Below are 21,126 nucleotides of genomic sequence, written 5' to 3'. Positions count from 1 at the left end.
GGGTTGGGGCGGATCAATCGGCTGGGGCTGGGGAGGCTCTTTCGGCTGGGGAAGTCCATACTGGGGATACGGCTATGGCGGATACTATGATCCATTCTGGGGCGGATACTACGGTAACCCATATTGGGGATACGGTGGAGGTTACTGGGGTGGTGGGTACTACAACAGACCTGTTTACAGAAGAAGTGGTGTCAGCGGAGGCGGATTCCAGAATACAGGGGTAGCCAACGCAGTTTACAGAACGAATACCAACAATTCAGGTTTCAGAAATACGAATGGTGGTTTCAGAAATACCAATAACAATGGTGGTTTCAGAGACACTAATTCCAACGGAGGTTTCAGAAACAGTAACAGTAATGGCGGATTCAGAAATGGTAACTCAGGAGGTTTCAGAAATACACAGTCTAACGGTGGATTCCGTAATTCTGCACCACAAACAAGACCTAATTACAATTATCAGCAGTCACAGCCAAGATACAACAATAACGGAGGTTTCAGATCTAACGACTCAGGAGGTTTCAGATCAAGTGGTGGCTTCAACTCCGGTGGAGGTGGCTTCAGAGGCGGTTCTTCAGGAGGCGGCGGAATGAGATCCGGCGGCGGAGGCAGAGGTGGCTTCAGATAATTTTCAAATTAATAAACTATTTAAAAATAATGTTAAAAAAATCTTTAGTATTAATGAGTATTTCTGCTGCATTTTATGCACAGGCTCAGGATGTTTCTGTCATAAGAAATACAGTAGAGGTTTATTCAAGTACTCCTATGGTGGGATCAGCTAAGTTTAATGCGATGGCTGGTGCTAATGGTGCGCTGGGAGGTGATGCAAATTCTTTGCTTACCAACCCTGCAGGTTTAGGAGTCGCTATTTCAGGAGAGGTTTCAGGAACTTTATCTATTTTAGGAAATAAAAACACCAGTTCTCTGGCGGGATCTTCGATTGACTACAGCAAAACCAAAGGAGATTTAGGGAATGCCGGAGGGATCATTGCTTTTCCTTTGATGACAGAAACCGGCTGGAAGTTCATCAATATTGGTATTAATTTTTCTAACCAGACGCTGGATAATGTAATCCAGACGCCGGGTAATAATAATATCGTTTATGCTTTTGATAAGGATGATATTACCAAAGACGCGGCATTGGCAGGGCATATGTATGAAAGATACGGTAACCTGTCAAAGATGAGTTTCGGGGTAGGTGCCAACTATAATCATAATTTATATTTAGGAGCAGGTTTCAATTTTTTCAATGCTTCATTGGATCAGTATGATAGTTTGTTTTACCGAAATCTGACCAATAATTCCACAGAAGGATTCAGTAAGCAGGATACTCCTTATTCAGAAAGATCATCAGGTTTTTCTGCTTCATTAGGAGTAATCGGTAAGCTAAGTCCTAATTTCAGATTGGGAGCATCTCTTGAAACGCCTACATTCTGGACAATAGACAGAAATTATTATTTCTATAACGATCCTGTGTATGGAGATGATATGGGAGCTGAAAACAGAAAGTTCACTTCACCGCTTAAAGCAACAGTGAGTGCTGCTTTTGTAGCGAGTAAAAATTTCTCATTGAACGTAGATTATACCCTTGGACTTACAAAGCCTGATTACAAGGTATATGGAGGTGCGGAAAGAGCCTTGAATGACTTCTTTAAGGAGAACTATAAAAATCTTTCAGAAGTACGAGTAGGAGCGGAGTACAGAGTACAGCAGTTCAGATTGAGAGGTGGTTACGCCTACCAGTCAACTCCTTTTGATGCCCTTACGATCAGCAGATTTAATGATGCAGGTACTGTAGGAGATCAATCGTACAGCAATATGATGCTAAGTGACAGAAATACCCTTTCTTTTGGTATCGGGTATGATTTCAAATCATTCTATGTAGATGCATCTTATCAGAACATCTCATCTAAGTATACTAATCCTTTTATGAGAGGATATATGGATGGAAATTCTGATTCATCTTATTATTCTGCTAATAACATCTTTGAAAGTGATGCGTATGCGGCAAGTGAGGTGAAAAACAACAGAAATAATTTCTTCCTTACAGTAGGATGGAAATTCTAAGTTAAGATATCAAAATATATAAAGAGAGGCTGCCCATATTCAGGACAGCCTCTTTTTTGTTGGTTTGAAATTTTTGAATGCTGTTGATTTCCGTATTATTCTTAATCCGGATTCTGCACCAGATTTGGCTGGATCTGGATCTGCTGTTCCGGAATATATTCTACCACTCTGTTATGGGTATAAGGTACTGTATAAAAAGCATTGCTTCCGCTTAAATGAGTTCCGGGATATTGTCTGTCGAGATCCAGTTTGTTTTATAAGTGCTGATATTGAATCCAAGATCCCAGCTGATATCTTTTGAGCGGATAATGGAGTAATTTACATTGAATTCCCAACCTTTGTTTTTGACATCACCGATATTCATGTATTGTCTTTCAACGCCTGTCAGTGATGGCAGAGACTGATGTTGTTAAGTTTTTTTGTTTTTTCATACAATTTTTAGATGATGGTAATGTGGCTAATGTACGAAAAACAATGTATCGTTGTTAATAGTTTGTTAAAAAATGTTAAAATATATATTTTGTTGTGTTTTTAAATGTAAATATTTAATTTTTATTTATTTTTTAATGTAAAATATTTTTTAAAAAACAATTTTTAACTTCTTTATCTAAAATGCTATTGAGTAAAGATCGACGGTATGATGGGGAAAATGAATTATTAATACTGGCTAAAATGAAAAAGCTTCGAAATCCGAAGCTTTTTTATATTTAATGAGAATGAGCAGAAGGATGCTGATGGAAGAGATGCATCATCAATGCAAGTGAAACTCCTAAAACAACCAGCCCGATTTTTACCCAATCGATATTGTGATTTTTATTGCTTTCAAAAATGATCACCGATGAGATATGAAGGAAAATTCCTCCTACAATAGCCAGGAAATAAGGCTGAAGGTTAGGATTGAAATGATTTCCTAATAACATTCCCATTGGAGAAGCCAGTGCAAATAAAGCTACAATGAGAATAGAAGGATAAGATGAGGAACTTTTTGATTCTCCCTTTCTGTTAAATAAAAATGCACCCAGAATAAATGAAATAGGAAGATTGTGAAATACAATTCCCCAAAGGTAAGGCGACATTTCGTGTTGCTCGTTAGCCAAAGGAATTCCTTCAATAAAAGCATGAATGAATAATCCTACCATTAAAGCAACAGGAAGAATATTGTGTTCGCTATGATGATGAAAGTGCCCGTGTTCAAAACCTTTGGTAAGAGCTTCCAGGATCATCTGCAGCAGAACTCCCGCGATTACGAATATCCCAAGGCTGCTGCTTCCGGAAGAGGTATACACCTGAGGGAAGACTTCGTTGAGACAGATTGTAATCAAAAAACCGGCACTCAGTATCAATAGATTTTTGGCCAGCTTCTCTTTTTTACCAAAGTGTTTTCCAAGGAATACTCCTGTTACGACACTTAAAATCAGTAAAAGTACTGTTGTCATTATTTTTTCTTAAATAAATTGATGCAACGCGGGGAATTTTCTTTCTTAAATTCATTCAGCTGATAATCTCCCCAGATTTTTATTCTTTCAAACCCACATTCAGAAGCATAGGCATGAATGGCTTCCAAAGTATGGAGTTTTACTTTTTCAAAGAAATGAAACGGCTTACCGTCAGCCTCAAAACGGATGTCTTTGATGACGTGTCTGCCTTCGATTTTCTTTAGGATTCTGAACTCAATATTCCCTCTCGTGATCGTTGTTTCAGGAATTAAAGTACTTCTTACAAACTCCTCATTCAGGTAGTCCAGTACAAAATATCCTCCTGGTTTTAAAGCATTGTAAACAGATTGAAATACTTTCTTATCATCATTTTCATTGTCAAAATACCCAAAACTGGTAAACAGATTGAATACAGCATCCATAGGATCTGCATCAATAGGGTTTCTCATATCATGAACTTCAAAAAGCAGTGTCTGATTTTCATATTGTTTGTCAGATTCAATACTTTGTCTTGAAAGGTCCAGTCCCAAAACATCATACCCTAATTTGTTAAGGAAAACAGAGTGTCTTCCCTTTCCGCAGGCAAGATCTATGATTTTCGACTGAGGCGGAAGCTGAAGATCCGCTGTGAGCTTTGTAATGAAGTTTTCAGCTTCAGTATAGTCTCTGTTGCTATAAAGCAAATGATAATAAGGGGTATCAAACCAAGATTCAAACCATTCCATAATGCAAAAATAACTAAATTTTACTACATTTTAGATGGCATTGGATTACAGTAAGTTATGTTTTTTGTATAGGGTTGATTTGTAGTGTTTTTACTATACTTTTTACTATTTTTTTACTACAATTATATTGCAAATATAGATAAACAGAAATAAAAATAGCCTCAGTACGAGGCTTTATTTTTACCAGTTGTTGGTTGTTTCGTGGGGATTGATCATTGTTGCTTTCAAACCGGAAATTAGCATTTTAATTTTTTCATCAGTTTTTTCTTTAATATCATTCCATGGTACCTTTCTTGGATATTCATTTTCTGGCTTTGGAGGTTTCTCGTCCAATGTGAGCAATCCATAATTCACTGATCCATTTTTTCTACAATCTGTTCCATGGTGTTTGAAAGTATGGAAAACATATTTATATCTTCCGTCTTTTACATAAATATTTGTTTTGAAAGTAACATATCCTATTGTGCATTGTATTGCAAAATACATTTTTGAAGTATTATATCTTAAAGAGGCATCGCCAGTGATTTCACCACTTGAACTATCCTCAACAAGCAAAATGGCTCCATCTTCCTTAAAGTTATTTACAAACCAAGATCTCGCTCTTTTGTAAAGCTCCTGTTTTGTCACAGTAGAATCAACCGGTACGACTTCTTCGTATTTCAATTCTTGAGCGCTGGTTGTCGCCGAAAACAATATAAGTGTTAATATTAAAATAAATTTCATAATGTTGTACAGTTAGAATTTAATCTTGATCAGTATCTTGCAAATCTTCCTTTATAGTAGCAAAAAACGTATTGTCAACAACGTTAAATTGATAGTATAGATTGTCTTTCTTATAAGTAATGAAGTAAATCAAATTGCTTGACCCTTTAATATTTCTAAGTATAGAAATCAAATCTACAAAAGATAGATTTTTTCTGTAAAGGTCGTTTCCCTTCTCGCTAACGAAAGAATTGACAAACGTAAAAGATGGATTTGCATTAATGTCTTTAGTGATTTCATACCATATTTCACCGTTATTATCATTTTTTGATGACATAAAGGCGAATTTGGATATTTTATTATCATCATTGGTTGATTCAATAAGAACTTTACAGTTTTTATAATTATAAGACCTCGATTCTAATCCGAATTTAGTTCTTCTATCTGTGTTCTTTATATTGAGAGTTTTTTCTAAGCTGTCAAATGTATTGTTATAAAAAGATGTTATTTTAATTATATCAGATGAATTTTGACTAAATGCAGCTGGTCCGAGGCATAGCAAAAGTGAGATAAGTATGACATTTTTCATGATTAATTTTTACCACAAATATATAAATTAAAAAGTATTGGAAAATTACGGAAACCCGTAATAATTCCGTACAAATACGGTATTGTAAATTAAAATAATTGTATATATTAGCAGGACTGATTAAGTTTACATGAATTCGTGTAACACTTTAATTATTAGTATTTTTACATAGAATTTAAAACCCTTATTTTATGAAAACAAAACTAATAATCTTGACTGCAGTTGCAGCTGTTGTACTTTATGCATGTTCGGATCGTGATGAAGAAACAAGAAAAGAAGCAATCGAGTCAGTAAAAAAAAGTAACCAAGAAAAATTTAAGTTAAACAAATCTGGAACTGAAAGCCGTGATGGCGATGCAGAGGTATTAAGTGATACGATTATCATTAAAAGTGGAAACGCTGTATTATCAGAAGACCCAGATACAAATCTAGATCCAATCGATGGAGGAGATCCAAAAGACGTTCCGCCAAGGAAGTAAAATCAAAAAATCAAAGCTAACTTATATAGGGTCGATACTGCTTATAGTGTCGGCCTTTCTTCCAAGCTTAGACGTTCTGTCTAAGTGGTTAATACCTGGAATGGAAGAGGCGCGAGATTCTCGCGGCGTATTACTGACTGTAAATATATGGTTGGCTACATTATATATTGCTCCGGTTGTAATTATAGTCGCTAATTATTTTAAACCAAACCCTTGGTTAAACTTCTTTCCGTTATTAATGTTCTTTTATGCAGGCGCTGTATATTTTTCACCAGTGATCGGGTATGAAGTAAATTATTTAGCTCAGAATAGTTGGTTGTTTTTCATTATCTCTTTTTTTGGTGCGTTATGCTTTATGTATCTGCTGAAATACGTTAGGAGAGTAACACTACTTGAAGAAGAAGAAAACTTGCTTAATGATGAAATAGCAGATGAATTCAGTCGGCTTAATTCTGAAATTAATGATCTTAAAAATAAACTAAACCAAGAAACAAAATAATATGAAGGATCATGAGTATTTGCTTTTAAAGAAGATGCTGGATAAGAATAGGCGACATTATAAAAAGGGAATAATAGAATTTCCAGAATACATTGAAAATCATTTACTACTGATAAACAAATTGAAGTTATCAATTATTAGGATGGAAAAGATTGATGTCGATTATCTTATTGCAATAGATTTAGATGAAAGTTTAGAAAAATTTAGAAAGGGTATATTAATTGTAAAATACAACTTAAATTAAAAAAAAGGATTACGCTTTGTTATCCTTTTTTTTTGTTTTCATGGTTTCTGTCATGAAGTCAAATACCGGCTTGAAATACTCATCAACAAAATCAATTATTTTTTCAGTGTTCCTGGCGTTTTCTTCTCTTTCTTTTTTTAGTTCGGTTTTTAAATCGGCAATTTCCTGATGTAATAAATTTAATTGTTCACCAATTGGTAGATCTTTGAAAAAGGCAGAAGTTGTTTTATTTATTTGTGATTCCTGTTTCTTTAATAACATTTCACCTTCTCCGTACAACAACCATATTTTATTTAAATCAGGAAAAGCTGGTGCTATGTTATTATCGAAAGTAGAAGGTTTGATACTTTGCCTCATATTACTTATGTAAGTTTTTGACAATCCTGCCATTTCAAGAAATTGATTTGAGTTCAAGTGTTTACTTTCAATGTATTTCAATAATCTTTCTTTAGTTGAGCTTTGTTCATTATTTGTTATAATGTTTCTATCCGACATGATGTGTTTTAATTGTTGTTAAAGCAAAATTCTAAAATTATAACCTATTAAAAAATAGGGGTTTCACTATTGTTTATTTCAGATAAAATTAATCTAATTGAGAATCAACACGTTATAGCATTGTTGTAAAAATGTTGTAAAAATATTTTGTTTTTATACAACAATGCTGTACATTTGCTATATCAAAATGATAAAACAAAATGAAATCACAGGCAAATATACTAAAACCTCGAAAAATAAAAGGTGAAGTATTTAGAATGATTCTAGATGATTACACTTTATTAAAGAAAATCGCAGAGGAAACGGGGAACAGAGAATCAACAGTCACAACGTGGGCTTACAGAGAATCAGATAAAGTTTCAAACTATTTCGCAGTCAACGTAATTAAAAAGCACACTGGCTTGAAAGACAATCAAATATTTCAATCATGAACCTAGACTACCAGATAGCAAAAGATTATTTACTAAAACTTCCTTCTGAATCGAGAGAGGAATTATGTAAGAGTATTTTGAACGGTTTAAAGACTAGAAAGAAGACAAAGAAAGAACTTGAAGAAGAGTACACGAGTTTCTTAAGCAAGTCAAAATCATTCAAAGATTTCAAAGAAAAGTATTTAAAAAAATGAGCCACCTCGGCAAAGGTGACTCGGCAAAAACGAAGTAATTCCGCTAAAAATTACAACATTATGGAAGCAAAAGTACAAAAAACAATTTTAGGAAAAAAGATCAAGAGCTTTAATTTTTATAAGCAAACTGATTATAGAACTAACAAAGAGAAGATTCATGGGTTTGTGTGGTTGGAAGATGGAGAGAAGATTCATGTAATAAGAGGGCAGTATCACATTTTGAATAAGCTCGGACAGGTATCGGGAATGGTTTTAAAATCGAATCCGGGATATAAGCAGATAAAGAGAATGATTGCCCGATGGTTTCAGACTTACAGAACGAGTAGAAAATCATTTTTCAGAGATAGAGTCTCAATGCTTAGGGAAGCGTGCCAGCAGGCTCAGTACCGTTTGAACATCAAAATGATCCAGAGAGGTCGAATTTCGTTTAACCATTATTTTACCGCCTCATGAAAGCTTTATTTCTTATCAAATGCTGGTTTATACAGCAGTGTGTTTACTTATTAGAATACTTACTTAAAAAACAATAATCATGGAATTTAAAGGAACAAAGGGAAAATGGGAAGCAGATGAAGATCACGTAGCAAGTTTAGATGAAACTGTAAATGGTAATTTGATTTGTGTTATACCTGAACAAATGTACTATAGATCACGAGAAAAATGGGAAGCTAACGCCTTATTAATATCCAGAGCCCCTGAAATGCTTGAAATGCTCAATAATCTGGTAAATAATAGGACTGAAATATTGAATGGCCTTAATGAATCGAAAGGTAAATATGATTATGAGTGGCTTTTTAATGGTGCTGAAAAACTAATCAAAGAAGCCACAGAGATATGAACCTAACAGACTACCTACAAAAGCCAATTGCCGAAAGAAAACAAATTGTAACTGAACCGGTAGGGATTAAAGATCAATTTTGGCTTGAAAGACTTAAGACAGCTGTTGAAAATTTAAATCCCTTTGCGGTAATGTTTAGTCAGGAACTTATAAATGAATACTGGGCACTTAAAAAAGCATAATCATGGAATTAAAATTAAGAGAAAGATATAAAGGAACCGGATACAGTGGAATGACAGATGGAGTTGAAGTTACCGGATTACTACACTACTATAAAAAAGAACATAACGACGCAGTAATCATCTGCGAAAAAACAGGACTTCATTGTGCAGTAAGTTTTAAATCTTTAAAAAAGCTATCATGAAAGTAACAGTAATAATAGAGAATGTTGGCGGTGTTTTCTACGTAAACCACAAACGCCTTGGACATGATCCATTAAGTGAAATGGAGACAACAGCCTTAAACGAGTTCATCAAAGAGTTTAAACAATCAAATTCCCAATAACATGCCAACACAATTAATAGAACAAACATATGATCGCTGGTTTTGGGATGAAAAATTAAGCTATCAAGAACCTGGAGATACTTCTTACGCAACAAGACGGGGCAAGAATGGTAAAGAGAAAAAGATTTACGGAAAGATATTCAGTATCGAAAAAGGTATGAAAACCGTAACTGTCCAAATCGAACGAAACATCAAATCGAAAGTTAAACAATCAAATCAATAATCATGTCAGAAGAAATAAAGTTAGAAGAAATAAAGATTAAAGTATCTATTTGTAACACTTGTAAAGGATGGGTTAGTTCTGCAAAATGGCATAAACTGAACAAAAAGGAAAGAACAGCATTCTACAGAGAAGCTTCAAAATATGAGTTAGATGTGAAAACCTTGACTTTTGAAGAAGCTAAAAGGTTCAGTACTCCAATATGTGAATGTGATTAACCAAAGCAAAAATGAAGATATGGATATTCAAGACTACAGCCGGGGGCGGAACAACGCAAATTCAAAACTGGCATTTCAACAAGTAAAGGTGACCATTCCAAAAATGCAGGATAGGGTTTTAAATGAGGTAGACGGGATCAAATCAACGTTAGACATCGCAAATAAACTAGGAGTTCAGATTCATACAATTTCCGGACGATTCAGTGAGCTAAAAGCAAAACAGAAAATCTATCAAACATCATCAAAAAAGATCGGCAGTAAGTCTTACGCGGTCTATTCAAAAACAATTAATTAATCATGGAGAAAAAAGTAGCGCAAACCAATAGAAACGAAGTAGCGCAAAATTCAGAAGATTTAAGATTAAGGATTCAAAATTTCATAAACAACCTTAATAAGCACGATCCAAAGGATGGCGTAGATACAACACCAGATGGGCGAGCTAAAACATTAGGAATCTCTCACATCGAAATGACGCTTGATGAATACTTCTTGGGACTTTGGGAAACGGAGAATTTCAGATGGTCTGTAATAAGCAATGAAGTAGTAGGATCTATAGACCTCGTAGTTACACATCCAGTGACCGGACAAAAGTACAAAAGAGTTGGTGCAGCATCAATTATCATAATGGTAGACAAAGGCGCATCTGCATTAGATGTTTCAAAGAAAAAAGCCAATGCGCTTGATTTAGGTTTTCCAAAGCTGAAAGCAGAATGCACAAAGAATGCTGCTCAATCATTAGGAAAATTGTTTGGTCGAGATCTTAACAGGGGTGCTAAATCGGACACTTTCAATCCAAAAATTAAAGAAACAGTAAACTAATGCTAATAAGCCAATCATTAATAAAAGAAGTTCTTAAGCCTGATCATTGCCCAAAACAGATTTTTTTCTCATTTGTTCAAGGGTATGAATTATTAGAACCGTCCGAAAGTATGTTACTAGGCAGGTACTTTGAAAGCGAGTTAATAGGAGCATGTAGAGGCGGGTCAAAGCAAGAACCAAACTTAACGCTTCCAACTTCGCTAAAGCCAAAAGCAAATGCCAATAAGGAAGAATTGATTGATTACATCAGGAAGTATGATGATACAGGTTTTGATTTGGCGGGGCGGAATAATAGTGAGCTAAAAGAATTTATAAAGTTCATGCCTAAAAACGAAACCCCAGGTGAAAAAACAAAGCCTTTTAAAGAATGTGATGATCTTGTTCTTTTCGCAAAAGAAGTATTTGAAAAAATCGGGTTAGATGTCGATGAAGGAGAGAGCCAAGTAGACATAAGGTCTGAAACTTTATCTGGAAATATTGATCATCGGAATTACGATCTGCAAGATAGATCAAAGCTTGCTAATTATGATGTAAAATGGACAGCTACCAAAATAGACGACAGATGGAATGGATGGGGAGATCCGGAAAATGATATTAACTCTGAAATCCAAGCAGCACATTATACGATTGTAACTTATGAAGTCCTTGGCAAATGGATTCCTTTTTACTTCATGGTTTTCGGAAAAGATAAGTGGGTGAAGATTTTCCAGTTCAAGCTTACTAAAGATGCAATTGACAGACATTATGATCGAATCGCTCACACGTCTTCTATAATTAGAGAATACGCAGAAAATAACTACAAAGGTAACGGAGACTTCAACAAATGTATTTCATGTCCTTTTTACGACATCTGCGATGATAAAACAACAACTATTAACATTGAAACAATATACATATGAGCCAATTATTTTACGGAAGTATAAATTATGATGCACTTCTAAACGCAATTAAAACCGGAAAAGTTAAAACGTTCAAATCAGCATCCGGAGTAAGGTTAGTAAATATTAACGTGTGGGTTAATGATCAGCCTGATAATTTCGATAATGACGCTTCAATTCAAGTTCAGTTAAAAGATGAATTCAGAACAGAAAAAGGGGATTACATCGGAAATCTACGAAAGCACGTTAAAAATGAGCCACAGGCAGTTGATGCTGAAATAGTGAAAGATCCATTCACTGGAGAAGATGATGATTTACCATTCTAGCCATGAAAGAAAAAGACGGATACTGGATTGGCCGTGATTCCAACGGCCTATTTAAATGGAATGAAAAGAGATTAATCAGATTAGAAACCGACAAAAAGAAAACCAATGAAAAACCCAAAACCAAACCCCGAAATTGAGGCAATTAAATCAAGCCTATGTAAAGAATTAGGCTATTTGCCAGGCGATAAAATTCCTAATAGTAGAGTTTCTATAGCATTAGGTAAAATTGATGCAACAGCAACGCTAATCTATGCTAAAACGCTTAATCGTAAAGCCAGATTTGCAAGACCCGGCGAATGCCAGTACACAATGGAGTTGGAAAAACAAAAACAAGAGAAGCCGGAAAAGCCTGAACAGTTATTTAACGGATTATTATCAACCAAACAGGCCGCGAAGATTTTAGATATAAAGCTAGGTAAACTTCAATATTACAAAAAGATTGGTAAAATATCCGCCGAAAAAATAGGCAACAGAATGTTTTTCAAACCTGAAGAAGTTGAAAGATTTAGAATACAAAGAGCTATTGATAAGCTTTAAAAAATAGATATGGATTTATTCACCGACAATCAAATTGGAAGATGCTGTGTTCACATTGCGACTGATACAGTATGCATAATCAAAAAAGTTGAATGGTATAAAGGGCAATTGGACTATTCAGTGTTAGTTCCCCAAAATGATAATAAAGGTAAAACCATATTTTGTGATGCTACTTATTCCCAAACAGAAATCGTTTTACTAGAAATTTGGGTCTAAGAATAAACATAACAAACCATGCATTAGTGATGTTTTAGCATGGGTACCGATTGAAAATTACAAAGAATTAAAATGAAGATATGCCTAATAGAATATTACGAGACTGGACCGACAGTTTCATTGTGGACGAATTAGATGTTCACGCTGAAAGATTCTTCGTTAGGCTTATCATGAAGGTAGATGATTTTGGAAGGTTTTCTGCTGATAAAAGATTATTGAAATCACAACTGTTTCCGCTAAAATCCGATATAAGAGATACTGACATTGCCCGTTGTCTCACTGCGTGTGAGAAAGCCGGATTGATTACTATCTATACAGTCGCATCGAAATGCTATTTACAGATTGAAAATTTCAAACAAACATTGAGGCAAAAAACCACTAAATATCCATCGCCTGAGGAATGCATAGCAGATGCTACGCATATGATAAGCAATAGCGAATCAATTGCTTCCCTGAAACGAAACGAAACAGAAACAAGAAAAGAAACAGAAGAGGAAGGAGAAAAAAACATTCCCCCTCCCAATTTCAAAAAAATTACAATTGAAGAATTTCACGAAGAACTAAAACCGTATGTGGATGAATTTACAAAACAAACCGTTTCTGCTTTTTTCAATTACTGGTCTGAAAAAGACGCAAAAGGTAAAATGAAGTTTCAAAAGCAAGATACTTGGGAAACTAAAAGAAGATTAATAACCTGGAAAAACAAAGAAGGCCAATGGAACAGATAAACGGAAAATTGCCACCAAGTGAAGTTGACTTTGAAAGATTGATCATAGGTACATTGCTAATAGACAAAAAAGCAATTGATGTGTGCATCAAAAGGCTTGGGCGAAATTCAGATGTTTTTTACGATCCAAGACATGTAGAAATTTATTCTGCAGTCCAGAAATTAAAAGAGTCTGATGTTCCAATTGACATGATGACTATTATCCAGGAATTGAAAAGAACGGATAAGTTGACAATTGCCGGAGGAGATCATTACATCATAAATCTGACAATGGGAATAAGCTCTTCCGCGCACCTTGATTATCACGTAATGGCAGTGTGGCAATCTTATCTCCGTAGAAAACTGATTAATATTTGCGGAAACCTGATTGATGAATCTTACAGCAATACTGAGTCGACACTTGATATTTTCACTAAGCTACAAACAAAGGTATATGAAATTGAAGAAGAAATCGCTGCACAACAGGAAACGCCAAACGCTCAGGACTTATTCCAGCAGGTAATAGAACAGCAAAAGCAGAATGTTATTCCCGGTGTTCCTTGTAAAAATCGAGATATTCAATTCAGGATGAATGGATGGAGAAATGGATCTTTAGTTGTTATTGGTGCAAGGCCGGCAATGGGAAAAACGGCATTTGTACTTGATGAAGCATTAGGAATCGCTAAACAGGGTAATCCGGTAGCTTTTGTAAGCTTTGAAATGTCGGCCGTTGAACTTCAAGAAAGACAGATGGCAAATGAACTTGAAATCAATGGAACAAAGTTTCGTGATCGTCAACTCTCAGATCAAGACTGGCAGCGAATTTATCAGTGTTCAACATTTGAAAATTTACCGCTTTACATAATAGAGGGAAAAACCGTCAATTTTGAACTCAATAGGACAATTGCTAAGCTAAGGCTTTTAAAGAAGGAGAAGGGGCTTAAAATGGTAATTTGGGACTATATTCAGTTGACTGAGGTAGCCGGATTAGAAAAAGGAAAGAATAGAGAGCAAATTATCTCTACAATTTCCAGAAAAATGAAACAGCTTGCCCAGGAATTAGATTTACCGATTGTTGCGCTTTCCCAGCTATCCAGATCTGTAGAACAAAGACCAGGCAAAAGACCACAATTAGCAGATCTTAGAGAATCAGGAGCTATTGAACAGGACGCGGATGTAGTAGGTTTCCTTTTCCGGCCTGAATATTACAAAATAGCGTATTGGGATAATGATCCAGAAGGCGCGCAAACGGAAACGAAGGGACAGGTCGAATTAATGGTGGAGAAATTCAGAGGCGGATCAGTTTTCACTGAAAGAATGAAATTTAGAGGGGACTATCAAAGATTTTACCCTATCGAAGAAGAGTTTGAATATAAAAATCCGGTTCCATTAGGAAATCTTTCAGATGCTTTTGGTGCTTCGGTTAACGATAAAAAAATAATCCAAGATGAAGAATATCCATTCTAGCGAGTTGGACGAGTTCAAAAAGAACTACCAGCAACGAATAGAAAATTTAGCAAAGTCAAAAACAGAATGGATTAAGGATTTTGTTGAATCCCAGAAGCCAAAGAAGCCTGTTAAGACAGTGGGTGAAATGTATAATGAAATAAAAAAATAATATGAATTACTCAAAACTTTTAAAAAACAGAACAAATATACCAGTGTCAGTTTCTTTCATCAACTCGGCGCAAGTAAAACAAAAGCCACTTATCAAGCCTTTAACTGGTCCACAAAACTACAATGATAAAGACAGGGATGATGTAGAGAAATGGTTAAGCTTCTGCGCAATCGGAACAACAATCATCGACACCGGAACAAAGATGCTTAAAAACAAAGGTTTGATTCATTCCCGAGATGGAGTATTTGATCTTATAACAGCATTTAAACAGCTGAATAAGCATTTCACCGGAAACGAAAGCTTTGATCAAAAAGAAATCGGCATTGAGGATTTTGTCTTCACGTTTTTAACTTCCACCGAAGAGCAGCAGCAGCGAGTAATTAAATTCCAGGAGTCGCTTTTGAGGAAAGGTTAGTTCTTCTTTAAAACCCCTCTCCATTCTCCATTCTCATTGTAAGAATGTTCAGCGTACTGATCCGAAGCGATAAGCTCAAAAACAGAACATTCTAGAGCGTCAGCTATTTTCTGAACTCGATCAGATTTAAAATTTCCTTTAATACCTAAATCTAAAGCCTGTCTTGAAATGCCTAACATGTCCGCAAGCTCTTGTAGGGTTATGCCCTTCTTTTTACAAATTTCTTTAACTCTTAATTCCATACTGCAAATGTAATGTAAAATAAATCTTTTACAAATATAATGAAAATGTAAATAAAAAACTTTACAAAATATTTTGTAATGTAAAAGAAAAGCTTTACATTTGAAAAAGCAAAAACGATAACAATTAAAATTACAACGTCATGGAAGCAACAACTTATCAAACAGTAATCAACCACGAAGAAAGAACTATCACAACTTATGAAGTAACGCCTGGAGTGGTTGAATCAGTAAAGGAAATGTTACAAATGTTTGTAGCAAAGGAAGAGCCTGTTTATAGCCTTGGATTTCAAAGATATGAGAAGCTTTCAAATGCAAGGATTCAGAGAGCATACAAAGCAATGTTCTTACTTGAAAAAATTAATGAATCAGAACTTTACAATACTCTTCACAGTAGATTATCTGCAATGACTGAGGAGGAATTCAAAGCTTTTAAAAGAGCGAAGTAATTGATAAAAAAATACGATAATGTTTAATAAAGATTTTTATCCTACTCCCGAAAATGTAATTGCTCAAATTACATGGGACTTAGAATTTAATAATAAAACAGTTTTTGAGCCAAGTGCAGGAAAGGGGGATATTGTTGATTATTGTTTAAAATCTGGCGCAAAGGTTTTGGCGTGTGAAATTGAAGAAAGTCTACGATCCATCCTTAAGACAAAATGCAAATTAATAGCTGATGATTTCTTAAAAGTTACCTCAGATATGATTTCACATGTTGACTATATCATAATGAATCCTCCTTTTTCTGCAGATGAAAAACATATTTTGCATGCATGGAGAATAGCTCCTGAAGGATGTCAAATTGTAGCTCTTTGTAATTATGAAACGATAAATAATTCAAGATATTCATATAGAGAGCAATTAATATCTGTAATAAAGAATTATGGAACGTCAGAGAATCTAGGCGATGTTTTTTCTTCAGCAGAGAGAAAAACAAATGTGGAAATTGGCTTGGTTAAATTGTATAAGCCAAAAAGTAAATCAGAAAATGAATTTGATGGTTTCTTTATGGAAGAAGATGAAGAAGAACAATTCAATGGAATACAGCAATACAATTTTGTTCGTGATGTTGTAAATAGATATGTTGGAGCAATTAAAATATTTGATGAACAGCTAGAATCTGCAAAAAAGATGAATAATCTGACAGCTTCATTTTTCAATACTTCCATCGCACTATCATTTACAAACGAAAGAGCTGAATTCACTAGAGAAGAGTATAAAAAAGAATTACAAAAGTCTGCCTGGAAGCATATTTTTTCAAAAATGGACATGGACAAATATGCAACACAGTCATTAAAAGATGATATTAATAAGTTTGTCGAGAAACAGACGCAAGTACCATTCACAATGCGAAATATATTTCACATGATAAAGATTGTAATTGGTACCCATTCTCAAAGAATGGACAAGGCTCTGATGGAGGTATTTGACAATCTAACAAAGCATTATCATGATAATAGATACTCTGTTGAAGGTTGGAAAACTAATTCACACTATTTAGTAAATGAAAAATTTATTATGCCTTATATATCACCGCAAAGTAGATGGGGATCAGGACCTGATATTAATGATAGGCAATCAGACATTGTTGATGATTTTGTAAAAGCCCTATGTTTTCTTGTAGGTAAAAACTGGCAATTTGAAGATAGATTTAGATATGCTGTAAATACTAAAGAAAAGCCAATAGAATGGGGGCAATGGTTTGAATTCATGTTTTTTGATGTGAAACTTTTCAAAAAAGGCACTGGCCACTTCAAATTTAAAGATAGGGATTTATGGGCTCTTTTTAATCAACAAATTGCGAGGATTAAAGGTTTTCCTCTTCCTGAATCTATCCAAACAAAAACAAAATAATTCACATGGTTAGTTTTTCCGGGTGGCGTTTTGATCCATCATGTCGCCCGGTTTTAAAAATTTCTAAAAATTAAAATCAAAAATATTATGAAAATAGTAATTAGGAAAGTAACAATTAATTTAAATGAACGTCAGGAATTTGATGTTTATAGACATAAAGTCAACGAAATCAAAATAAACGATTTCTGGGCCTGGTTAAATAGGATGATTCCAGTAAGCGAAAGCAGAAAACTTCTTGATATAGTTGACTGTGATTACAAAAGGCAAATGATAATGAAATATTCTCGAATATGAAAAATAGCAAATACATTAAAGTATCCGTATCGGAGAAAAACGAAGGTCAAACATTAATTTGCGTTAATGAAAGTGGAATTATTTCAATTGGGAAAATTCATCAAAGTCGTTTAGATTATTCATTTACATGTATATCTTCTATTCAAGGGAAACAAACATATAGTTATGATATTAAGCATTATTTAAAGGAAGTTCCAGACTATGAGGATGAGATGAAGGAGATGCTGGAATTCATTTACGGATATGGAGAAAAAGTTCAATGGCCAAAAGTTCGACCTAAACTTGAAGAATTACTAACCAAACTAAAAACATAATCATGAATCTGGAAGGACGTAAAAGTAACATATACTTTGATAAAACAGGCAAGCAGATATTAGAAGGTGATTTACTACAAGTATTCCATTTTAGAACAAGAAGAAAAATCTATTACATGTATCAGATTGTAGTTATTGAAAATACGAACGAATTCCCAGTAATGGCATGTAGATCTATTTATTCTGAAAAGCCACACTATAGACTTTATGTTGTATGTGATAATGAACAAAGAATTTACAAAGATGCAAAGGTAATATATGAGCGAAATTATCAAAGTAAAAGATTGAAAATAAAACCAATTAAAGAAGCCACAGAGCTAAAAACAGAATCATGAGAGAAATAAAATTCAGAGGACAAAGAGTTGATAATAAAAAATGGGTGTATGGATTTGTAGTAAAGCATTCATATTTAAAAAAATACTTCATCTATGAAATGCTTGACAATACAGGTGCTTTAGTAAGCGAAGTTATTCCTGAAACAGTCAGCCAGTACACCGGACTAAAAGACAAAAACGGAGTAGAGATATATGAGGGAGATATTGTAAATTTCCACATTTTCACACAAGAATTAGGTGTTAATTATGGTGTTTCAGAAGGCGAAAAAGAATTTAAAGGCTACATCTGTTTTGAAGAATTAGGTTTAGCATTTAAACAATCAGAAGAAGATGAAGAATGGTTTTATCTGGTATACTCTCCTGGTATGATACATGAAGAATCTTTTGAAGTCATCGGCAACATTCACTCCAATCCGGAACTATTAAAATAAACGGAACCCGGACCATATTCTTTCCCGGAAATCAAAATAAAAATCAGTGCAAAAACAGTTGATGCAAAAGCGTCAAAGCACACGTCTTATGTTTAATATAAAATAACAATAACAATGAAAACAGTCGAAGAAATAAAATACCAAATAAAAATATTTGAAGCGGTTAAAAAAGAATGGATTATAAGCGATGAAAACCAACGGCATCAAAGCATTAAAGAATGGTATAAGGAAAATGAAAAAAAGTGTGAAGAGAAAATAATATTGCTTGAATGGGTCTTAGGATTAAGGGATTCGCCAATACCCATAATTTCAGATAGTCATCAATCAGAAAATGTTTATCAGGATGAAATTAAAAGAATGTCTAACAATTATGCCTCTGGAAACGGATTTATATAATTATTTATCATGAAAAATACATTAGAAAATAAAGCAAAGTTCTTCGCTCAGTATTGTGGGCAACGAGTATTGTCAGTAGATGAGCATCCCGATTTTTTGTACAAATTAAATGACCATGATAGGTTGAAATCAGAGGGTTGTTTGATGTTGACATCAATTCAGAATATTACAGAAGAAGATGCACTGACATATATCGGATTAGGATATAATGGTTATTTAAACATCATAATAACAGAAAAACATAATGATGGTGTATCGTTCGAGTATGAATATAAAACTTCCAAACGAAGACGAACCTTTTCATACAGATTTAATTACGTATCACAATATACTCCTAATGTTGCTCAGTTGGATTTTTTACGAAGTAAAGGTTATGCTTTACCATGGATGAATTTAAATATAGATACCCTTGAAAAGTACGGTTGGATTAAACTTAAAGAAAACTAGCCATGAGTCACCAAGAGAAGCAACGCATATTTGATGAGTATGCAAAGAGTCAAGGATATGAAGACTGGAATTCATTGCAAGTATTAACGATCATAAAATTTCAGGATTCAGAAAAACTTAAAAATCAAATTTTCGCAGCCTGCGATCTAGTACAGGAGGAACAGCAGAAGAGAATATCTGCTAGTTTAAAAAATGTAGAAGTAGCTGAAAGCACTATGCGTGAATATGCAGATGAAATTGGAATGATGGACGAGGAAGAGTATATGGAAGTTAGAAAAAAAATTATCAAAAAAAACAAAGAGTTTATAAAGTCCGTTAAATCAATCATTAATCCCGAAAATCTAATCAAATGAAATTAATTTCAATGACAGAATTCGTTCTGCAAGAAAATTTTAAAACACATAGTAGGTTTTTCCCGGAAACCACCATAAAATATGCTGAGTTCTTAAAACAGCCTCTCACATTGGGAATGTTTGTCCCTGTAGATGAAGAGGGGAATGTTTTGGAAGAACCAACGCAAGAAAAGTACGGATGGTATTCCTCGTGTTCACCAGAAGAGCAATCTGGTTGGATGTATGAAGAAGGTGAAGCTAAGTATTATGAGGCTTTAGAAAAATGGAATAAAGCCAAAGAAAAAGTACTGTTTGAAGGGTTTGGAATGCAGCCGTCAAAGCATAAAGGCCTTTTTGATCTGGTTTCTAAAAACGGTACTTTGCTATTGAATCTTAATTTCCCAACTAATGAAGATGTTGAATGGTTATTGACTTTAGGTTTTGAAATTGAGTTAACCCCTTCCGCTTTAAAACAAATAGGCTTATGAAAGAACTAGAAGAACTAACAGCCGATATACGGGAGAAGCTACCGAGGCTGATGTATATAGAAACTCTTGATTTTACTTACTATAAATGTAAAGCAAAAAGATTTAGAGAACCAATGCTTAACGATGTCATTCAATATCTATGGAAGTTAGTTGAAGAAGAGAATGAGGCGTTTGATATTCTTTATCACATTGGATCTTTGACTAATGCATTTGATCAGCACTGCTGGAACTTCAATTTTCCATATCTCAAAGACCAATCCCCTGAACTAATAAAATTCCTTCACTCACTTATAAAAACAAAACAATGAATAAAGACGAACTTTTAAAAATTTACTCAGCTTATCTGCCGTATGATTTGCTTTTTATAGAAGGGGTAACAAATGCGATTTACAGACTAAAAACAATAAACAAGAGAACTGACGGATTTGTTAGGGTGGAATTTTCTAATTCTAAGATAGCAATATCGGATTTTATAGAAGATGAAGACGGCAATAAGATGAATTTTAAACCTATTATCTACGATCTATCCTATTTAACCAAGGAGATAGAGTATAAAGGAAAAATGATAATACCTATGAATCATTTTATATTCAAATCAACACAAGAGGCATTCGAGGGCCTACCTGAATTTAATGAACACTTGGTAAATTATATAAAATACGATGACGTCAAGCAACTTCTTGAATGGCACTTCAATGTATTCGGCCTTCCAGAATCCGAATACATAAACAAAGCAACTTTAACCAATAAATAATAAAGAAATGGAAAAAGACATACAATTATTAGATCAATTTGCAGGACAGGCGCTACAAGCTTTAATAGAAAAGTCACCTTTTTTTG

At 34.3% G+C, this 21,126-nt stretch carries 40 protein-coding genes and 1 pseudogene; 34 read left to right on the top strand and 7 right to left on the bottom strand.

Annotated features, from left to right (window positions below; genetic code table 11):
* Together FFS26_RS21630 and FFS26_RS21625 are read left to right on the top strand one after the other, a co-directional pair.
* A pseudogene (locus FFS26_RS21630) lies at positions 1-625 on the top strand (prolyl-tRNA synthetase); the annotation flags it as partial.
* 53 nt (positions 626-678) lie between these two features.
* Positions 679-2,064 carry an OmpP1/FadL family transporter gene (locus FFS26_RS21625; protein WP_227943975.1) on the top strand — a complete coding sequence of 462 codons (1,386 nt, stop codon included), beginning with the start codon at positions 679-681 and terminating at the stop codon, positions 2,062-2,064.
* A gap of 211 nt (positions 2,065-2,275) precedes the next feature.
* On the opposite strand, the gene FFS26_RS21620 is transcribed toward FFS26_RS21625, so the two are convergent.
* The 5 genes from FFS26_RS21620 to FFS26_RS21600 all read right to left on the bottom strand — a co-directional run bounded on the left by FFS26_RS21620 (position 2,276) and on the right by FFS26_RS21600 (position 5,516).
* A complete protein-coding gene (locus FFS26_RS21620) occupies positions 2,276-2,428 on the bottom strand; it encodes a hypothetical protein (RefSeq protein WP_110009272.1) in 153 nt (50 codons plus the stop codon).
* A 343-nt stretch (positions 2,429-2,771) separates the two neighbouring features.
* Positions 2,772-3,500 carry a ZIP family metal transporter gene (locus FFS26_RS21615; RefSeq protein ID WP_137906116.1) on the bottom strand — a complete coding sequence of 243 codons (729 nt, stop codon included), beginning with the start codon at positions 3,498-3,500 and terminating at the stop codon, positions 2,772-2,774.
* Complete coding sequence (locus tag FFS26_RS21610) at positions 3,500-4,225, bottom strand: class I SAM-dependent DNA methyltransferase (protein WP_110009274.1); 726 nt, start codon at positions 4,223-4,225, stop codon at positions 3,500-3,502. The genes FFS26_RS21615 and FFS26_RS21610 overlap by 1 nt, the downstream gene beginning before the upstream one ends.
* Before the next feature lie 180 nt (positions 4,226-4,405).
* On the bottom strand, positions 4,406-4,948 hold the full coding sequence (locus FFS26_RS21605; RefSeq protein WP_137906115.1) for a DUF4468 domain-containing protein: 543 nt from the start codon (positions 4,946-4,948) through the stop codon (positions 4,406-4,408).
* Between the two features lie 19 nt (positions 4,949-4,967).
* A complete protein-coding gene (locus FFS26_RS21600; RefSeq protein WP_137906114.1) occupies positions 4,968-5,516 on the bottom strand; it encodes a hypothetical protein in 549 nt (182 codons plus the stop codon).
* Between the two features lie 191 nt (positions 5,517-5,707).
* Here FFS26_RS21600 and FFS26_RS21595 point away from each other — a divergent pair, with 191 nt between their 5' ends.
* The 3 genes from FFS26_RS21595 (at position 5,708) to FFS26_RS21585 (ending at position 6,738) form a co-directional block, all read left to right on the top strand.
* Positions 5,708-5,995 carry a hypothetical protein gene (locus tag FFS26_RS21595; RefSeq protein WP_137906113.1) on the top strand — a complete coding sequence of 96 codons (288 nt, stop codon included), beginning with the start codon at positions 5,708-5,710 and terminating at the stop codon, positions 5,993-5,995.
* 100 nt (positions 5,996-6,095) lie between these two features.
* Entirely contained in the window at positions 6,096-6,494 is a 399-nt protein-coding gene (locus FFS26_RS21590; RefSeq protein ID WP_137906112.1) for a hypothetical protein, read from the top strand.
* Between the two features lies 1 nt (position 6,495).
* Entirely contained in the window at positions 6,496-6,738 is a 243-nt protein-coding gene (locus FFS26_RS21585; RefSeq protein ID WP_137906111.1) for a hypothetical protein, read from the top strand.
* Positions 6,739-6,747: 9 nt separating this feature from the next.
* On the opposite strand, the gene FFS26_RS21580 is transcribed toward FFS26_RS21585, so the two are convergent.
* A complete protein-coding gene (locus tag FFS26_RS21580) occupies positions 6,748-7,233 on the bottom strand; it encodes a hypothetical protein (RefSeq protein ID WP_137906110.1) in 486 nt (161 codons plus the stop codon).
* A gap of 200 nt (positions 7,234-7,433) precedes the next feature.
* Between FFS26_RS21580 and FFS26_RS21575 the strand changes: the two genes are divergently transcribed.
* From FFS26_RS21575 to FFS26_RS21500, 18 genes are all read left to right on the top strand, one after another.
* The gene (locus FFS26_RS21575; RefSeq protein ID WP_137906109.1) at positions 7,434-7,664 is read left to right on the top strand and encodes a hypothetical protein; all 231 of its coding nucleotides are present in this window, start codon (positions 7,434-7,436) and stop codon (positions 7,662-7,664) included.
* On the top strand, positions 7,661-7,858 hold the full coding sequence (locus tag FFS26_RS21570) for a hypothetical protein (RefSeq protein WP_137906108.1): 198 nt from the start codon (positions 7,661-7,663) through the stop codon (positions 7,856-7,858). The genes FFS26_RS21575 and FFS26_RS21570 overlap by 4 nt, the downstream gene beginning before the upstream one ends.
* A 60-nt stretch (positions 7,859-7,918) precedes the next feature.
* A complete protein-coding gene (locus FFS26_RS21565; RefSeq protein ID WP_137906107.1) occupies positions 7,919-8,311 on the top strand; it encodes a hypothetical protein in 393 nt (130 codons plus the stop codon).
* Positions 8,312-8,390: 79 nt separating this feature from the next.
* Entirely contained in the window at positions 8,391-8,696 is a 306-nt protein-coding gene (locus FFS26_RS21560; RefSeq protein WP_137906106.1) for a hypothetical protein, read from the top strand.
* The gene (locus FFS26_RS21555) at positions 8,693-8,878 is read left to right on the top strand and encodes a hypothetical protein (RefSeq protein WP_137906105.1); all 186 of its coding nucleotides are present in this window, start codon (positions 8,693-8,695) and stop codon (positions 8,876-8,878) included. Before FFS26_RS21560 ends, FFS26_RS21555 begins: the two co-directional genes overlap by 4 nt.
* Before the next feature lie 2 nt (positions 8,879-8,880).
* Positions 8,881-9,060 (top strand): hypothetical protein, encoded by a 180-nt coding sequence (locus FFS26_RS21550; RefSeq protein ID WP_137906104.1) that lies wholly within the window; start codon positions 8,881-8,883, stop codon positions 9,058-9,060.
* Positions 9,057-9,200 carry a hypothetical protein gene (locus FFS26_RS22675; RefSeq protein ID WP_171006372.1) on the top strand — a complete coding sequence of 48 codons (144 nt, stop codon included), beginning with the start codon at positions 9,057-9,059 and terminating at the stop codon, positions 9,198-9,200. Before FFS26_RS21550 ends, FFS26_RS22675 begins: the two co-directional genes overlap by 4 nt.
* Position 9,201: 1 nt before the next feature.
* Positions 9,202-9,423, top strand: coding sequence for a hypothetical protein (locus tag FFS26_RS21545; protein ID WP_137906103.1), 222 nt, complete (start codon positions 9,202-9,204; stop codon positions 9,421-9,423).
* Positions 9,424-9,425: 2 nt separating this feature from the next.
* Positions 9,426-9,638, top strand: coding sequence for a hypothetical protein (locus tag FFS26_RS21540; protein ID WP_137906102.1), 213 nt, complete (start codon positions 9,426-9,428; stop codon positions 9,636-9,638).
* A 19-nt stretch (positions 9,639-9,657) separates the two neighbouring features.
* Entirely contained in the window at positions 9,658-9,933 is a 276-nt protein-coding gene (locus FFS26_RS21535; protein ID WP_137906101.1) for a hypothetical protein, read from the top strand.
* Positions 9,934-9,935: 2 nt separating this feature from the next.
* Entirely contained in the window at positions 9,936-10,457 is a 522-nt protein-coding gene (locus tag FFS26_RS21530; protein WP_137906100.1) for a hypothetical protein, read from the top strand.
* Positions 10,457-11,356: a hypothetical protein gene (locus FFS26_RS21525; RefSeq protein ID WP_137906099.1), complete on the top strand. Its 900-nt coding sequence runs from the start codon at positions 10,457-10,459 to the stop codon at positions 11,354-11,356. The genes FFS26_RS21530 and FFS26_RS21525 overlap by 1 nt, the downstream gene beginning before the upstream one ends.
* Positions 11,353-11,661 (top strand): hypothetical protein, encoded by a 309-nt coding sequence (locus tag FFS26_RS21520; protein ID WP_137906098.1) that lies wholly within the window; start codon positions 11,353-11,355, stop codon positions 11,659-11,661. The genes FFS26_RS21525 and FFS26_RS21520 overlap by 4 nt, the downstream gene beginning before the upstream one ends.
* Before the next feature lie 105 nt (positions 11,662-11,766).
* The gene (locus FFS26_RS21515; RefSeq protein ID WP_137906097.1) at positions 11,767-12,198 is read left to right on the top strand and encodes a helix-turn-helix domain-containing protein; all 432 of its coding nucleotides are present in this window, start codon (positions 11,767-11,769) and stop codon (positions 12,196-12,198) included.
* Between the two features lie 296 nt (positions 12,199-12,494).
* Positions 12,495-13,142, top strand: coding sequence for a hypothetical protein (locus tag FFS26_RS21510; RefSeq protein ID WP_137906096.1), 648 nt, complete (start codon positions 12,495-12,497; stop codon positions 13,140-13,142).
* Positions 13,130-14,587 carry a replicative DNA helicase gene (locus tag FFS26_RS21505; protein ID WP_137906095.1) on the top strand — a complete coding sequence of 486 codons (1,458 nt, stop codon included), beginning with the start codon at positions 13,130-13,132 and terminating at the stop codon, positions 14,585-14,587. Before FFS26_RS21510 ends, FFS26_RS21505 begins: the two co-directional genes overlap by 13 nt.
* Positions 14,568-14,738 carry a hypothetical protein gene (locus tag FFS26_RS22840; protein ID WP_228449473.1) on the top strand — a complete coding sequence of 57 codons (171 nt, stop codon included), beginning with the start codon at positions 14,568-14,570 and terminating at the stop codon, positions 14,736-14,738. Before FFS26_RS21505 ends, FFS26_RS22840 begins: the two co-directional genes overlap by 20 nt.
* A 1-nt stretch (position 14,739) precedes the next feature.
* Positions 14,740-15,153 carry a hypothetical protein gene (locus FFS26_RS21500; protein ID WP_137906094.1) on the top strand — a complete coding sequence of 138 codons (414 nt, stop codon included), beginning with the start codon at positions 14,740-14,742 and terminating at the stop codon, positions 15,151-15,153.
* Here the strand turns inward: FFS26_RS21500 and FFS26_RS21495 are convergent.
* Positions 15,150-15,395, bottom strand: coding sequence for a helix-turn-helix domain-containing protein (locus FFS26_RS21495; RefSeq protein ID WP_137906093.1), 246 nt, complete (start codon positions 15,393-15,395; stop codon positions 15,150-15,152). The two genes, FFS26_RS21500 and FFS26_RS21495, sit on opposite strands and share 4 nt — an antisense overlap.
* A gap of 140 nt (positions 15,396-15,535) precedes the next feature.
* Between FFS26_RS21495 and FFS26_RS21490 the strand changes: the two genes are divergently transcribed.
* The 11 genes from FFS26_RS21490 to FFS26_RS21435 all read left to right on the top strand — a co-directional run bounded on the left by FFS26_RS21490 (position 15,536) and on the right by FFS26_RS21435 (position 21,040).
* Entirely contained in the window at positions 15,536-15,841 is a 306-nt protein-coding gene (locus FFS26_RS21490) for a hypothetical protein (protein ID WP_137906092.1), read from the top strand.
* A 19-nt stretch (positions 15,842-15,860) separates the two neighbouring features.
* Positions 15,861-17,249 (top strand): DUF4942 domain-containing protein, encoded by a 1,389-nt coding sequence (locus tag FFS26_RS21485; RefSeq protein ID WP_137906091.1) that lies wholly within the window; start codon positions 15,861-15,863, stop codon positions 17,247-17,249.
* 290 nt (positions 17,250-17,539) lie between these two features.
* The gene (locus FFS26_RS21475) at positions 17,540-17,857 is read left to right on the top strand and encodes a hypothetical protein (RefSeq protein WP_137906089.1); all 318 of its coding nucleotides are present in this window, start codon (positions 17,540-17,542) and stop codon (positions 17,855-17,857) included.
* Between the two features lie 2 nt (positions 17,858-17,859).
* Positions 17,860-18,192: a hypothetical protein gene (locus FFS26_RS21470; protein ID WP_137906088.1), complete on the top strand. Its 333-nt coding sequence runs from the start codon at positions 17,860-17,862 to the stop codon at positions 18,190-18,192.
* The gene (locus FFS26_RS21465) at positions 18,189-18,623 is read left to right on the top strand and encodes a YopX family protein (protein ID WP_137906087.1); all 435 of its coding nucleotides are present in this window, start codon (positions 18,189-18,191) and stop codon (positions 18,621-18,623) included. Before FFS26_RS21470 ends, FFS26_RS21465 begins: the two co-directional genes overlap by 4 nt.
* Before the next feature lie 114 nt (positions 18,624-18,737).
* Positions 18,738-19,019: a hypothetical protein gene (locus FFS26_RS21460; RefSeq protein ID WP_137906086.1), complete on the top strand. Its 282-nt coding sequence runs from the start codon at positions 18,738-18,740 to the stop codon at positions 19,017-19,019.
* Between the two features lie 9 nt (positions 19,020-19,028).
* Entirely contained in the window at positions 19,029-19,466 is a 438-nt protein-coding gene (locus tag FFS26_RS21455) for a hypothetical protein (RefSeq protein WP_137906085.1), read from the top strand.
* Between the two features lie 2 nt (positions 19,467-19,468).
* Positions 19,469-19,819 (top strand): hypothetical protein, encoded by a 351-nt coding sequence (locus FFS26_RS21450; RefSeq protein WP_137906084.1) that lies wholly within the window; start codon positions 19,469-19,471, stop codon positions 19,817-19,819.
* Positions 19,816-20,286, top strand: a complete 471-nt coding sequence (locus FFS26_RS21445; RefSeq protein ID WP_137906083.1) for a hypothetical protein — start codon at positions 19,816-19,818, stop codon at positions 20,284-20,286. Before FFS26_RS21450 ends, FFS26_RS21445 begins: the two co-directional genes overlap by 4 nt.
* Positions 20,283-20,594, top strand: coding sequence for a hypothetical protein (locus tag FFS26_RS21440; protein WP_137906082.1), 312 nt, complete (start codon positions 20,283-20,285; stop codon positions 20,592-20,594). Before FFS26_RS21445 ends, FFS26_RS21440 begins: the two co-directional genes overlap by 4 nt.
* Complete coding sequence (locus FFS26_RS21435; protein ID WP_137906081.1) at positions 20,591-21,040, top strand: hypothetical protein; 450 nt, start codon at positions 20,591-20,593, stop codon at positions 21,038-21,040. The genes FFS26_RS21440 and FFS26_RS21435 overlap by 4 nt, the downstream gene beginning before the upstream one ends.
* Positions 21,041-21,126: the final 86 nt, after the last annotated feature.

Origin of the sequence: Chryseobacterium sp. 2VB (genome assembly GCF_005503635.1) — a bacterium.
In the GTDB taxonomy this organism is placed as follows: domain Bacteria; phylum Bacteroidota; class Bacteroidia; order Flavobacteriales; family Weeksellaceae; genus Chryseobacterium; species Chryseobacterium cupriresistens.
Note: the sequence above shows the minus strand (reverse complement) of the source record. Positions and strands in the feature narration are given on the sequence as shown.